The 14,191-nt window shown below is 47.5% G+C and carries 10 protein-coding genes; 5 read left to right on the plus strand and 5 right to left on the minus strand.

Annotation, left to right across the window (positions count from 1 at the left end; genetic code table 11):
* Positions 1–343 precede the first annotated feature (343 nt).
* The 3 genes from tnpA (at position 344) to ACR1UW_RS00610 (ending at position 2,891) form a co-directional block, all read left to right on the plus strand.
* Complete coding sequence (tnpA, locus tag ACR1UW_RS00600; RefSeq protein ID WP_498934260.1) at positions 344–742, plus strand: IS200/IS605 family transposase; 399 nt, start codon at positions 344–346, stop codon at positions 740–742.
* A gap of 12 nt (positions 743–754) precedes the next feature.
* On the plus strand, positions 755–1,864 hold the full coding sequence (locus ACR1UW_RS00605; RefSeq protein WP_498934262.1) for an RNA-guided endonuclease InsQ/TnpB family protein: 1,110 nt from the start codon (positions 755–757) through the stop codon (positions 1,862–1,864).
* Between the two features lie 439 nt (positions 1,865–2,303).
* Positions 2,304–2,891 (plus strand): IS630 family transposase, encoded by a 588-nt coding sequence (locus ACR1UW_RS00610; RefSeq protein ID WP_498934264.1) that lies wholly within the window; start codon positions 2,304–2,306, stop codon positions 2,889–2,891.
* A gap of 128 nt (positions 2,892–3,019) precedes the next feature.
* Here the strand turns inward: ACR1UW_RS00610 and ACR1UW_RS00615 are convergent, their stop codons facing one another.
* Entirely contained in the window at positions 3,020–4,240 is a 1,221-nt protein-coding gene (locus ACR1UW_RS00615) for an IS110 family RNA-guided transposase (RefSeq protein WP_498934266.1), read from the minus strand.
* Positions 4,241–4,640: 400 nt separating this feature from the next.
* On the opposite strand from ACR1UW_RS00615, the gene ACR1UW_RS00620 reads away from it, so the two are divergent.
* Both ACR1UW_RS00620 and ACR1UW_RS00625 read left to right on the plus strand, forming a co-directional pair.
* Complete coding sequence (locus ACR1UW_RS00620; RefSeq protein WP_011230088.1) at positions 4,641–5,009, plus strand: ArsR/SmtB family transcription factor; 369 nt, start codon at positions 4,641–4,643, stop codon at positions 5,007–5,009.
* Positions 5,002–7,140 carry a heavy metal translocating P-type ATPase gene (locus ACR1UW_RS00625; protein ID WP_498934268.1) on the plus strand — a complete coding sequence of 713 codons (2,139 nt, stop codon included), beginning with the start codon at positions 5,002–5,004 and terminating at the stop codon, positions 7,138–7,140. The genes ACR1UW_RS00620 and ACR1UW_RS00625 overlap by 8 nt, the downstream gene beginning before the upstream one ends.
* Positions 7,141–7,331: 191 nt before the next feature.
* On the opposite strand, the gene ACR1UW_RS00630 is transcribed toward ACR1UW_RS00625, so the two are convergent.
* The 4 genes from ACR1UW_RS00630 to ACR1UW_RS00645 form a co-directional block, all read right to left on the minus strand.
* Complete coding sequence (locus tag ACR1UW_RS00630) at positions 7,332–8,990, minus strand: IS1634 family transposase (protein WP_429903820.1); 1,659 nt, start codon at positions 8,988–8,990, stop codon at positions 7,332–7,334.
* Positions 8,991–9,730: 740 nt separating this feature from the next.
* Positions 9,731–10,918: an IS701 family transposase gene (locus ACR1UW_RS00635; RefSeq protein WP_050368573.1), complete on the minus strand. Its 1,188-nt coding sequence runs from the start codon at positions 10,916–10,918 to the stop codon at positions 9,731–9,733.
* 507 nt (positions 10,919–11,425) lie between these two features.
* Positions 11,426–12,610, minus strand: coding sequence for a M20 family metallopeptidase (locus ACR1UW_RS00640; protein WP_498934270.1), 1,185 nt, complete (start codon positions 12,608–12,610; stop codon positions 11,426–11,428).
* A 125-nt stretch (positions 12,611–12,735) separates the two neighbouring features.
* Complete coding sequence (locus ACR1UW_RS00645) at positions 12,736–14,076, minus strand: UDP-glucose dehydrogenase family protein (protein ID WP_237420922.1); 1,341 nt, start codon at positions 14,074–14,076, stop codon at positions 12,736–12,738.
* Positions 14,077–14,191: the final 115 nt, after the last annotated feature.

Raw genomic sequence — 14,191 nt, forward strand, 5'->3', positions numbered from 1 at the left:
TTCCCAACAAAAAAAGGTATCTAAACAACAAACGAAAGTAGACACCTTGTTCGCTAAACCCTTTACCATCATAACAGGGATGGTGATATTTTTCCATTTTCTTTTTTGAAAGCTTCTTCACCGTTGTTTTAAAATCGTTCGCTCACAGGCTGGAAAGAAGACTTCTTTTCCGTTCCCCTTTTCTTTCACCCATTCCCCTTTTAACATCTTTCCGAAAGAAGTCTCCCACTTCTAAACGAAGTGAAAGTGGGAGATGAATTTCGGTTAGGTATAGCCTAAAATTGTCTCTTTTTTGTGTGTTATGATATAATCAGTTTTAGAAAAATGAAAGGCTGTTGTATCAATGAAATTAGACAATAATAACCATTCAGTGTTCCTATTGTATTATCATCTTGTGCTGGTTGTAAAATATCGCAGACAAGTGATTGATGATACCATATCTGACTATGCAAAAGATATGTTTGTGAGATTGGGTAAAAATTACAATATTTCCTTGGTCGAATGGAATCACGATATGGACCATGTGCATATTTTGTTCAAAGCACATCCAAATAGTGAATTATCCAAGTTCATCAATGCCTATAAAAGTGCAAGTTCTCGACTGATCAAAAAGCATTTTCCGCAAGTGAAAAGAAAACTGTGGAAAGAAGATTTTTGGTCAAGAAGCTTTTGCCTGCTTACAACGGGTGGTGTGCCCATTGAAGTAATCAAAAAATATATCGAAAATCAAGGTATGAAGTGATGTGGTGTCGATATGGCAAACAAAGCCTATCAGTTCCGTCTATACCCAACAAAAGAACAAGAAGAATTGCTCGCCAAAACCTTCGGTTGTGTCCGTTTTGTGTATAACAAAATGCTTGAAGAACGCATACAAATGTTTGAAAAGTTCAAGGACGATCAAGAATCCTTGAAACAGCAAACATTTTCGACCCCTGCCAAGTACAAAAAGGAGTTTCCTTGGCTAAAAGAAGTGGACAGCCTTGCGCTGGCAAATGCTCAACTAAATTTGCAAAAAGCGTTTCAACACTTCTTTTCTGGCCGCGCTGGATTTCCCAAGTTCAAAAACCGCAAGGCGAAACAGTCGTACACCACAAATATGGTAAATGGCAACATCAAGCTTTCAGATGGCTATATCAAGCTGCCCAAACTGAAATGGATCAAGTTCAAGCAACACCGGGAGATTCCTGCCCACCATATCATCAAGTCTTGTACGATCACGAAAACCAAAACAGGAAAATACTATATTTCTATTCTCACAGAGTACGAACATCAACCTGCCCTAAAAGAAGTACAAACGGTTGTTGGGCTTGACTTTTCCATGAGTACGCTGTATGTCGATAGCGAGGGTAAGAGAGCCAATTATCCTCGATTCTATCGCAAAGCATTGGAAACATTAGCGAAAGAACAGCGTAAATTGTCTCGTAAAAAGAAAGGCTCGAATCGTTGGCACAAACAGCGTCTGAAAGTAGCGAAGCTGCATGAGAAAATTGCCAACCAGCGCAAGGACTTTCTGCATAAGGAGTCGCACAAATTAGCGAAACGGTATGATTGCGTGGTCATCGAAGACCTCAACATGAAAGGGATGTCACAAGCCCTCCATTTCGGTCAAGGCGTTCATGACAACGGCTGGGGCATGTTCACCACTTTCCTTCAGTACAAGCTGGCCGAACAGGGGAAGAAGCTGATCAAAATCGACAAATGGTTCCCCTCGTCCAAAACGTGTTCGTGCTGCGGTCGAGTCAAGGAGTCTCTATCGCTTTCTGAACGGACATTCCGCTGTGAATGTGGATTCGAGAGCGACAGGGACGTCAATGCGGCCATCAATATCAAACATGAGGGCATGAAACGATTGGCGATCGTCTAATTTGTCCTCGAACCGTGGGGCACACGGGGATCGCTCGGTCAACTTCCCATCATGAGATGGGATTACCCGAGAAGCCCCCACCTCTAAGCGAAGCGTAGGTGGTGGGAGTATGTCACGGGAGATTCTCTCCGTGTTTATGTTTTCATGAACAAGGGTATAGTAGTAAAAGAAAAATCTGTACATTTTTTCTGGCCAGCATTATAATTTTTAGAAAGGAGAATCAATGAGGTGATCAATATGCCCTCCGCTTTGGAAACGAAAATGAGGGTGACACTGTCTTGCACGGAACAGACCAATAAACCGGATAAGGATCTTCCATTTGCCGAATTACGGAAAAAAATAGCCAAACCTTCTCCCTTTGGCAAAAAATTAGTGGACATCTACAAACAAGGACGGTAGCCGATTATGTCTTTTGTGATGACATATGAAGATGCCATAGATGAACATTTTGGACAAGCGTCTATATACATGCTCATTTGGATCTAATAAAAAAAACTTAATCGATCCAGATTCCGTCCTGTTGTACATCGATGAAACGCATATCCGATCGTATCATGTGTTGCGTACGACATGGTCAGAGGTTGGCCGTCAAAAGCAAGTGCCGACGTTCGGCCATCATGCTCACGTATCGCTGTTTGGCGCCGTTAACGTCCATGATGGCGAAACAGTTCTTTATCAAGCAGGAGCGGCCAATGCGACAACGTTTTTGGATTTCCTGCGGGTTCTCAAAGAGCGTTACCCGGATCGTCTCATCGTCTTGGTGCTGGATAACGCCCGAATTCATCATGCCAAAATGGTGAGAGAGTTTTTGCGGGAAGAAGGACGGAGTTTTCACTTCATTTACCTTCCTCCGTATTCTCCGCAACTGAACCCGATCGAACGCTTGTGGAAATGGCTGAAAGACACTGTCATTGCCAATGTGTTTCACAAAGATCAAAACGATATCGCCCAAGCCATTGCCCGGTTTGTGGACTACATCCATGAACGCCCGAAGGAAGTGCTACAACGCCTAGGGTGTGCAGTGTAATCCAGAAGTTAACTTTTCAAGGTGCATCTATCCTGAAAACACCATTTAAGACAAAAAACGGAGCCCACCTAGCCTTCGGAATCGGATTCCAAAGGAAGGTATTTCAGTATATATATGGTTAATAAGTGCTATGCACTCGTTTTTTCCAGTTTCACTTCGTACCCTAACCCCTCTAATCGTTTCACCGTTTGACGCACGATGCTCGCTTCTCGCTGCCGATCCCAGTAGTCGGCTCCCAACTCTCTATACGGTTCCTTTCGAGTTAAGATGTAATAGATCATTTCTAAAATCGTTCTCCCGACCGCGACACTCGCTCGATTTGCTCCTCTTCGTTTGGCGATCCGATGATACTTGGCCGATAGGTACGTGTTCTTCGTCCGGGCGGCGGCACGGGCGCATTCCACGAGGCACGACCTTAGCTTCTTGTTCCCTTTCCTCGTTCGACCTGACAACCGTTTCCCTGCACTCTCATGATTCCCGGGAGCCATTCCGGCCCATGAGGCCAAGTGCGCGGCGGTAGGGAACCGGCTCATGTCCGTCCCGATTTCCGCTGCAATTTGTTCCGCGCTTTGCCGCCCCACTCCCGGGATCGTATCGATGAGCTCCAGCGCTTCATGAAAAGGGCTCGTTCGTTCCTCGATTTCTCGATCCAATCGGGCAATCGCTTCATCTAAATACTCCACATGACGCCATTGCTCGGCCAGCATCATGCGTTGATGCGGCCCTATCACTCCTTTCAACGCGCGCCGGAGCTCTTCCGTTTTTTGTTTCAGCCGCCCTTTGGCGAGCTGGGCGAGGGCCGCCGGATCGTCTTTTCCTTCGATAAGGGCGCGAATGATGAGCCGGGCCGACATCCCGTTGATGTCGGATACGACCGAAGAAAGCTTGATATTGGCTCCTTCCAGCACTTTTTGGATGCGGTTGAGCTCCCGTGCCCGTTCCTCGATCAAACTGCGCCGATAACGGACCAGTTCCCGGAGCTCCCGCTGAGCCCGATGAGGGATGTAACTCCCTTTTAGCAATCCATGGCGAAGCAAGTCCGCGATCCATTCAGCATCTTTGACATCGGTCTTTCGCCCGGGAACCGCTTTGATGTGTTGGGCATTGACGACAAGCACTTCGATCGGCTCTGTTTCGAGGAGATTATACACCGGCTTCCAATATACGCCCGTCGACTCCATGGCAACGTGCGTCACCTTTTTTTCTTTCAGCCAATCCACCAACTCCTCGAGATCGTCGGTCAGCGTACCAAACGTGCGAATCTCTTTTCCTTCAGGGGTAAGGGCGCAAGCCGTAATCGATTGCTTATGCACGTCCAATCCGCAACAGCGTTCATACAAGACGCGCATCGGTCCCCCTCCCTGCTTCGTTCTCAAAAACAGCTGGTGCAGTAGCCTTTGTTCAAGCATTCTATCCTGCGTGCTTCCCTCAAGGGAGCGACATTCCGTAGTGCACCAGACTACTGGGGTCCGTCTATATATCGGACTTTTACGTACCATAGATACAACGACCTCATGACCCCAGCCGCAAGGAGACCATTCGACAGAAGGTTGTTTTCATCCTTCCGATGGTGACGAAATTTTTTTGTCATGGGAGTCTATATAATTAAATGAAATGCCTGGTAAATATTAGGTTGATTTTTTACATCCAATTCTTTTTTGTTTTTCATTCAAATAAATGTTTGAATAATAAAAGAAATGAGGTATAATATATTCAAACGGAAATTTGAATATGAAAGGGGGATAATGAATGAGTAAGAAAGATACATGTGAAATTTATTGTTATGACGAAGAAAAAGTCAATCGAATACAAGGGGAATTGCAAAAAGAAGATATATCCAGTGTTGTCCTGTTGTTTAAAGCACTGGCAGATGAAAATAGGGCAAAAATTGCCTATTCACTTTGCCAAGATGAAGAGTTATGTGTATGTGATATTGCCAATATCATTGGGGCTTCTGTTGCAACCACTTCCCATCATTTACGGACTCTTTATAAACAAGGGATTGTAAAGTATCGAAAAGAAGGAAAGCTAGCATTTTATTCGCTGGATGATGACCATATTAAGCAGTTAATCATGATTGCGTTAGCACATGATAAAGAGGTGAAAGTCCGTGTCTGAACAACAAGCAAAATTATCTAAATCAGAAGCGAAAACCTACCGTGTTCAAGGATTTACTTGTGCAAACTGTGCGGCAAAGTTTGAAAATAATGTAAAATCATTGCCAGGTGTTCAAGATGCTAAAGTAAACTTTGGAGCATCTAAAATTACCGTTTGGGGTACAACAACCATCGAAGAATTAGAAAAAGCAGGGGCTTTTGAAAACTTAAAGGTTCGGGAAGATAAAGAAAAAGCAGTCAAGCGTGAACCTTTTTGGAAGCAAAAAGAGAATATTAAAGTGTACATTTCCGCCGTTTTGCTTGTGATCAGTTGGTTTTTAGGGAAGCAATACGGAGAAGAGCATATCTTTGCGACAATTGGATATGCTGCAGCAATTTTAATCGGTGGATATTCGTTATTTATAAAAGGTTTCAAAAACCTAGTTCGATTGAATTTTGATATGAATACGCTGATGACAGTGGCGATTTTAGGAGCTGCAGCGATTGGTGAATGGGGAGAAGGTGCAACGGTTGTTATTCTATTCGCCATTAGCGAAGCCTTAGAGCGTTATTCCATGGATAAAGCTCGTCAATCCATTGAATCGTTGATGGATATTGCTCCAAAAGAAGCATTAATTCGTCGCGGAAATGAAGAAATGATGGTCCCTGTTGACGATATTCAAGTCGGAGATATTATGATCGTAAAGCCTGGTCAGAAATTAGCGATGGATGGAATCGTCATCAAGGGTACATCTACGCTAAATCAGGCTGCCATTACGGGAGAAAGTGTTCCAGTAACCAAAACAGTCGGTGATGAAGTCTTTGCAGGAACATTGAATGAAGAAGGGTTATTGGAAGTAAAAGTGACAAAACGAGTGGAAGATACAACTCTTTCGAAAATCATCCATTTAGTGGAAGAAGCTCAAGCAGAACGAGCACCTTCTCAAGCGTTTGTAGATCGTTTTGCCAAATACTATACACCAGCCATTATCATTTTTGCTCTTTTACTAGCCGTTATTCCTCCATTATTTATGGGTGCTGATTGGAGCGAATGGATTTATCGAGGTCTAGCTGTATTAGTGGTTGGTTGTCCGTGTGCGTTGGTTATTTCCACGCCTGTTTCGATTGTAACTGCCATTGGAAATGCAGCGAAAAACGGTGTGTTAATTAAAGGTGGTATTTATTTAGAGGAAGCAGGAAACTTAAAAGTGATTGCTTTTGATAAAACAGGAACATTAACAAAAGGTGTTCCTTCCGTCACCGATGTAGTCACTTATAATGGCAATGAAAATGAACTAATGACCATTACAGCAGCCATTGAAAAAGGCTCACAACATCCACTTGCTTCCGCCATTATAAGAAAAGCAGAAGAAGATGGATTGAATTTTAATGATGTATCGGTTGAAGAATTCCAATCCATTACAGGTAAAGGGGTAAAAGCCAAAGTAAATAACGCAATGTATTATGTCGGAAGTCCAGGTCTTTTTGAAGAACTTCTTCCAAATGGCATCCAATCAGAAATAAAAGAACAAATTACAACCCTTCAAATACAAGGGAAAACGGTCATGGCATTAGGGACGGAAAAAGAAATTCTGGCGTTAATTGCCGTGGCAGACGAAATAAGAGAATCATCCAAAGAGGTTATTCGAAAACTTCATCAAGTCGGTATTGAAAAAACGGTGATGCTGACGGGAGATAACCAAAGAACAGCCGAAGCCATCGGAAAACAAGTCGGTGTTTCCGATATTAAAGCCGATTTACTTCCAGAAGATAAACTGAATTTCATCAAAGAGCTTCGCGACAAGTATCGAAGTGTTGCGATGGTTGGAGATGGTGTGAACGATGCACCAGCTCTTGCAGCTTCAACCGTTGGTGTGGCAATGGGTGGTGCTGGAACCGATACAGCCCTAGAAACAGCCGATATTGTCTTAATGTCTGATGATTTAAGCAAATTGCCATATACGATTAAATTGAGCCGCAAAGCTTTAGCGATTATTAAGCAAAACATTACTTTCTCTTTAGGGATTAAGGCATTGGCATTACTGTTAATTGTGCCTGGTTGGTTAACGCTATGGTTAGCGATATTTGCCGATATGGGAGCAACATTAATCGTAACATTAAACAGCATGCGATTGCTAAATGTGAAAGAATAATGCAATAGTTGAAGAAGACACACAAAAAGACCGAATTTATTTCGGTCTTTTTGTGTGGTTTAACTCACATTTCGCACCCTAACAAGGTCAAAACAAAGGATTTTTTATTTAGTTTTTCAGAATAACTTTTTGACCAACACGACGAGCGATGGCAATCCTTTTTTTACCATCGCTGGTCGTTCCGTATGACGTTACACGTAAATGCTCTCATCCAGCCCCAACCCCTGCAGAATCCTTCGTTGTTCAGGGGTGAGGGAGCGATCCAGTGAGCGTTGGATGCGTCCATCCGGCAGCTCCAGGAGGACGACGTTCACATATTGAAACAGCTGGAAAATCGCCTGCCCCGTCGGTCGGGTCAGCTTGCGGCCTCCGGCGCCCTTTAATGGGTGTTCGGGTGTGATGAACTGGCGCACTCGGCGCTGAAAAACGCGGTAAATCGCCAAGGCCAACAGAAACAAATAGCCTAATACTGCGACCCGTTCTGGTTTTTTGACGTAAATCTCATCCGTGAAAAACGGATCTTTCAAAAAAGCGAAGTTCATTTCCACCGAGATCTGCCCTTTATACAGCTTCAAGATCTCTTGGGCATCCATGGGTTGGCCCTTCCATTCCTTCGGAACGGTCGTGACAAGGACAAACCGGGACGCTTTCCGTCTTGCCTGTTCCCACGCGTCTTGGTCGAATTCGACGTCAAGGTGCAAGAAATACAGCGTCTCCACCTCGGGTTCCGCCCCTTTTTTCGGCCGTCCGCGCCGTTTTTTCAGGCGTACGGTCTCTTCGACCGCGGCCTCAACCCGATGAAACCGGGGGCGAAGGGACGCCTTGAGGGACGCCAAGGCTTGTTCGGCATCTTCCCGGCAGGAGAAGGGGTGACGCTCCCAACGGGCTTGTTCCTCGCGAAGAAGCTCCGCTTCTTTGGTTCGTTCTTTTTCAAGCGTCTTTCCTTTTCGCTGGTCGAGCGCACTCGATTCGACGACGATCAGCCGAACGGGGTGGCCTTCATAGGTGGAGGATGTTTCCCATACCCGATACGTGGCGCCGTTTCTCTCCGCCAGGGTAAAGGGTTCGCTCCACGGGATGTGAGGCGAATCGGCCTCCGCTAATGCCCGTTTCACGATCCGAAGCGACGAAGGGCCTCGGGTGATCAAAAAGGCGTTGGCCGCTTTGGTTTGCGCCAGAGTGTCTTTTGTCATCGCGGCGGAATCGGCCACGTAAATCCATTCGTCTTCCATCTTGGCTTGTTTGAGCTGTTCGTGGACACGGGACAGCACCTCCGGATTCCACGTTTTGTCAGGCAGGTTGCCGTCGTGCACATCGCCGTAAAACGGGATGCCGTCCTCGTTGCCGACCAGTCCGAAACCGATCTGTTTTTGCCAACGATGATGGCGGTTATAGCCATGTGTGATCTGCAAAGCCTCTAATGAGGCCGATTCATACGCGCCGTAAACGGTCTTGTCCGTCGTATCGGCGTGGAAGGCTCGGAGGGAAAGGCCTTCTTTGCGATAAATATGAATCAAGCAAGTGCTGATGACGTTGTGAATGCCAGCCTCATACAGGCGATCGAGATGACGGGCCAACGCATCGTCGTTCAACCAGGAAGGATGGAGATCGGGACGGATGAGTTTCTCACAATCGACCTCCTGAGCCCAATGTTCCAAGTGAACAAGGGCTTGCCGGCCGTCAAACAGATTGTAGATGATGGCCTGAACGGCATCGCTGACTCGAGTCTGGCACTGTGGATCAACGGGAACGAGATGGTCAATCAATTGGGGCAGGCCCAGTTTCTTGAATAGGGCACTTATTATATTCAAATAATCATTACGATAGACCTTTTTGACTTGAACGTTCATGAGAGAAAAACTCCTTCACTTTCCTTGTGTGTCAAGGATTCATTCGACATCGGAACGAAAAAATCCTCCCGATTTTCGTCGAGAGGGTGCGAAATGTGAGGTTTAAAAATCAACATTGAAATTTAACAAAGCCCTGATTAAAAACAGTCAAAACTAACAAAACAAATGACCTAAATTTTAGAGATCTTAATTAATTAAATGGGATTTTAATATATACATCGATGCTTGTTTTATTTTGGCCTATATGGACTCCAATGATCCAAGGGGAGATAAGGTATGTGAAATCCTCCAAAAGTGGCATAACGAAGGTGTAACGAAATTAGGGATCAGTACACATGTATTTGGGGAAGTAGTACATAACTTATTCATTCAAGAAATTCTATTACCATTAGAAATCCACCATAAAAATCAATCCAATTTACGTTCAAAGTCTCGCCATAATCATCACCTTGGGGAATCAGAAGAAAGCGTATCCTTCCTATATAACGTTTGGAAAAAACAGAATGCCAAGTTTCTACAAGAAGAACGTTTTTATTAATATTTCAGAATTAATCAAATTAGTGAAGATGAATTATCCCTCAAAAAGAAACAAGTTGCAAATCTTCTACAACAATTCCATTGATCGATATAATGAATTTTTATCTGCCCTAAGGCAACATTTCCACATTGAATTCCTAACTGTAGATGAGCATTTTTCATTACAATAATTTCCATGGTTAGAGAGATAAACAGGGTACCCCTTACGCGATACGGAGCTGTTTTTTGATCACATCAATGGGAATATCTTGCTTTGCAGCGTCATAAATGAACTCGACGACGCTGTGGTCTTTCCGCGACCGAAGAAGCTCCAGCCCGGTGGAGAGGTTTTGGCGGGATTCGGCGATGCTGTACACGCAGGAGAGCAGCACCACCGCCCAATACCGTTTCACCGCCCGAATGTGGCGAACGCGGTATCCATCCAGCTTCAGTTGATCTTTCGCCTGCCGGAAAAAGCACTCGATCGTCCAACGCTGAGCATAGTAACGCAAGATGTCTTCGTCCCCGAGTTCCCGGTCGGTGCTCAAGATGCAATGAAGATGTTCCGGCGCCATCGGCTGATCCGCCTTCCAAGCCAGCAGCACCACCGCGTCATCGAGGCCATGGATGGCCCCCTCATAGCGATACACGCGATAACGCTCCTGCCCCACCGTGACGAGGCGGGTGTCTTTGGACTCGATATAGCGGGCGAACTGCTTGGCTTGGATGGCGATGCCTTTCGGGTAGAGAATCCGGTTCGTCTTGAGCATCGCGATGACATGGAATCCCTGTTTCAGACAGGCTTCGATGAGCTTCTTAGACGGATACCACGAATCCATGAGCACATACACCCGCTGAGCCCGCTTCACCTTGAGCGAGGAAAGCATCTCGATCGCCAGGTCGATCTTGCTTTTTCCCGCTTTCTTGTCATACAGGCGGAACGCAAATGGGAACGCCTGCGTGAAGGTGTGCACCATCAGCCAAACGAGCGAATGCCCCCAGACCGATTGATGATCTTTATGCGAGTAGTGCCAGTCGCACCCTTGAATGGCGTGCACAGCCCGTGACGAAGGCTTTGTTTTTTGGCAAATCGTATCATCAATCGAAACAAAAAGGGGTTGATTCTTCCGTTTGGCCAGTCGTTCGACCTGGGAAAGGATCCACTCTTGAAGCTTCCCAAGCAGCCTTTCCTCGTTCCAAGGGCTTTTCGTGAAAAAGTGACTGAGCGTCGTTCGATGATTCGGATGAAAGCTCCAGTAATGAATATCAGTCAATGTTCCCGAGAATCCCTTGGTGGTCAAGGCATCGACAATATGAATGAGATGCTTGATGACCGGTTTGGAAAGCTGCAGCGTCAACCCCAGCGTGAAGAAAAACTTGTGGATTCCTTGGTGATGTGCTAATCTATTCATGAGACATGAACCTCCTTGTGGATAGTTGGTGGTACATCTATTCTAACCAAGGAATCGGGTTCATGTCTCCTTTTTTGTTTAGTTGTCAATTTATGTCAGTGAATTTGCTCATCTACAGTTCCTAACAACAGATGCCTACATTCAAGATTTAGCCTTGGCTCAAATGCGGCTGTTCCAGCTCGAAGCCTATGATGCCTTGCACTACGCCATTGCAACATACCATCATTATGACTACTTCGCTACGCTTGATGGCGATTTTGTCCATACTCTTTACAACCAAGACCCCGACCCAGCGTCGATTACAAAAATTATAAAAATCGCCTAGCCTTGACGTTCTTGATCGAGTCGGGGTTGAAAAAGTAAGGGAGGCAGAGAACTCTATGCCCTCCTTCATTTCTTCTCCACTCACGCGAGCTGCACCAAGTTCAACCATGTGAATTGGTGACAAAGAAAGAGCATGCAATATATCGGATCCGCCTTTATGATGTACAAAAAAGCGGAAGCATCCTACTCTGCTTCCGCCAACAGTTTCAACGTCGCCGCGACAAACATTTGCACGCCAATCTCAAGCGCGTCTTCGTCGATCGTAAAGCGCGGATGGTGGTGCGGGTAGACGATGCCTTTTTCTACATTGCCCGCGCCGACGTAGAAAAAGCTGCCGGGCGCTTTTTGCAAGAACGCCGAAAAATCTTCGCCGCCCATGTTCGGTTTCAAGCGAGCCACTGCCTCTTCACCGAACAGCTCGCGCGCTGTTTCTTCGATGACGCGGGTCACTTCATCGTAGTTAATGACCGGGCGGTAGCCGTAGTCAAATTGAAACTCATACGAGGCGCCGTGCGCTTCGGTGATTCCCTTGACAATGCGCTCCATCCATTGCGGCACCGTCTGGCGCAGCTCGGCGTCGAACGTGCGCACTGTCCCTTGGATTTCGACCTCCCCTGGCAGGACATTATGGGCCGTACCCGCTACAAATTGTGTCACGGACAGAACAAGCGGCTCGAGCGGATCGACATAGCGTGAGACGATGTGCTGCAAGTTCGTCACGACTTGCGCCCCGATGGCGATCGCATCGATCGTTTGGTGCGGCATCGCTCCATGGCCGCCTTTGCCGATGATGCGGATGAAAAAGCGGTCGGGTGCGGCCATCATCGGTCCATACACAATGCCGATTTTTCCGCGCTCAAGCGGCGACCAAAGGTGGGTGCCGATGACGACGTCCACCCCGTCCATGACGCCAGCTTGCACCATCTCTTCCGCCCCACCCGGGAACAGTTCTTCCGCGTGTTGGAACAAAAAGCGAATCTCACCATGAATGTGATCACGAAGCTGGGCAAAAATTTTCGCCGTCCCCAACAGCATCGCCGTATGGCCGTCATGCCCGCACGCATGCATGACGCCTGGGGTTTTGGAGGCAAATTCAAACGTGTTTTCCTCTTGAATCGGCAACGCGTCCATATCGGCGCGAATGGCGACGACCCGGCCTGGCTTTGGGCCGACAAGGCGCGCCATCACGCTCGTTTTCGTCGGACGGGTAATCTCGAGACCGCCGAACGATTGCAGCGTCTCGTACACAAACTGCGCCGTTTTCTCTTCCTGGAACGACAATTCGGGATGGGCGTGCAAGTGGCGGCGCCAGGCGATGACGTCCGCTTTCACTTCATCGACGAGCCGTTTGATTTCTTCCTTTGTCATCACGTTTCCCCCTCTTTTCCGCTTTCCTAATATTATAAACGGAAATTTTTGAATTTTCATTTCCCTATATTCATGAAGAAAGGCAGCCCGCTGCACGTTTAGTGAGTGAGCTGCTGTCCCAAACGTCATTCGTGATGCTCCACCGTTTCCTTTATCGCGCTTTGCCATCCGACCACCCCCGGCCGCCCAATCGACTCGTAGATTAAGCCGGCGGCTTCGGCCGCCTTCGGGTCGTAGCAATTCCGCCCATCCACCACAAGCGGTGTTTTCATCAGCGTCTTGTAACGGTGAAGGTCAAATTGCAGCACAGCCGGCCATTCGGTGAAAATGAAACAAACATCCGCGCCGCGAATGGCTTCCTCGATCGTCTCGCAACAAACAACCGCATCGCCAAAACGGCGGACGACATGTTCGAGAGCGGCTGGGTCCCAGACGCGCACGACTGCTCCTTCGGCAATGAGCCGCTCGATGTTCGCCAAGGCAGGAGACTCGCGCACATCATCGGTGCCCGGCTTGAATGCGGCGCCAAGCACGGCGACCGTCCGGTTGCGGAAATCCCCAATGTGCAGACGCGCTTTGTCAAGAAGTTTCCATTTTTGTTTCTCATTGACGTCGATCGCCGCCCATACCGTTTTGAGCGAATAGCCGTGGGAAGCCGCCAAGGAATAGAGGGCATTTGCATCTTTCGGCAGGCAAGAGCCGCCATACCCGACGCCGGCGCGCAAAAAGCGGCGGCCGATGCGCGGATCCATGCCGATTCCTTCCGCCACCGCCTGAATATCAGCGCCTACCAACTCGCATACATTGGCGATCTCGTTGATGTACGAAATTTTCAACGCCAAAAACACATTGGCCGCATACTTGATCATCTCAGCGCTTCTCCGGTCCGTCACGACGTACGGGAGGGCAAACGGGGCGTACAGCTCCTTCATCACCCGTTCAGCCCGGTCCGAATCCACTCCCAATACAATGCGCGGCGCCTGCAACGTATCGCGCACCGCCGTTCCTTGCGACAAAAACTCCGGATTGGATACGACGTCGAATTTCACCTCCGGCCGTCCGTTTTCCGCCAAAAAACGGGCGGCTTCATCGCCAGTGCCGACGGGCACGGTCGACTTGATAACGACAAGGCAATCGCGTTCGGCCGCCCTGGCGATGCGTCGCAATGCGCCCCATACATCATCAAGCCGCACAGACCCGTCCGGCTGCGGCGGCGTGCCGACGGCGATCATGATCACTTCCGCCCGTTGATACGCTTCCACATCGTTGGTCGTAAAGCGAAGGCGAACGCCGTTTCGCTGAATAAGCGAGTCAAGCCCCGGCTCATAAATCGGGACGATCCCTTCATTTAATAGGCGAATTTTCTCTTCGTTCACATCGACGCATGTCACATCATGCCCTTTATCGGCCAGACAAGCCGCGGTCACAAGTCCAACATATCCCGTTCCCGCAATCGCTATCTTCACGATTCCTCACACCTTTTCATCCATTGCGGCGATCGTCGCTTGTCCTCATTATATCGAATCGCCTGCCGGTTTTCACGGGTTCCGCCCCGTTGCTCGAACAAAAAACTATTTTCCA

The sequence above is a fragment of the Geobacillus lituanicus genome (genome assembly GCF_050994965.1).
GTDB lineage: Bacteria > Bacillota > Bacilli > Bacillales > Anoxybacillaceae > Geobacillus > Geobacillus stearothermophilus.

Coding starts and splice junctions, on each gene's coding strand:
- tnpA (WP_498934260.1), top strand. CDS start 344: ATGAAATTAGACAATAATAACCATTCAGTGTTCCTATTGTATTATCAT.
- ACR1UW_RS00605 (WP_498934262.1), top strand. CDS start 755: ATGGCAAACAAAGCCTATCAGTTCCGTCTATACCCAACAAAAGAACAA.
- ACR1UW_RS00610 (WP_498934264.1), top strand. CDS start 2,304: ATGAACATTTTGGACAAGCGTCTATATACATGCTCATTTGGATCTAAT.
- ACR1UW_RS00615 (WP_498934266.1), bottom strand. CDS start 4,240: ATGCGCGTCTTGTATGAACGCTGTTGCGGATTGGACGTGCATAAGCAA.
- ACR1UW_RS00620 (WP_011230088.1), top strand. CDS start 4,641: ATGAGTAAGAAAGATACATGTGAAATTTATTGTTATGACGAAGAAAAA.
- ACR1UW_RS00630 (WP_429903820.1), bottom strand. CDS start 8,990: ATGAACGTTCAAGTCAAAAAGGTCTATCGTAATGATTATTTGAATATA.
- ACR1UW_RS00635 (WP_050368573.1), bottom strand. CDS start 10,918: ATGAATAGATTAGCACATCACCAAGGAATCCACAAGTTTTTCTTCACG.
- ACR1UW_RS00640 (WP_498934270.1), bottom strand. CDS start 12,610: ATGACAAAGGAAGAAATCAAACGGCTCGTCGATGAAGTGAAAGCGGAC.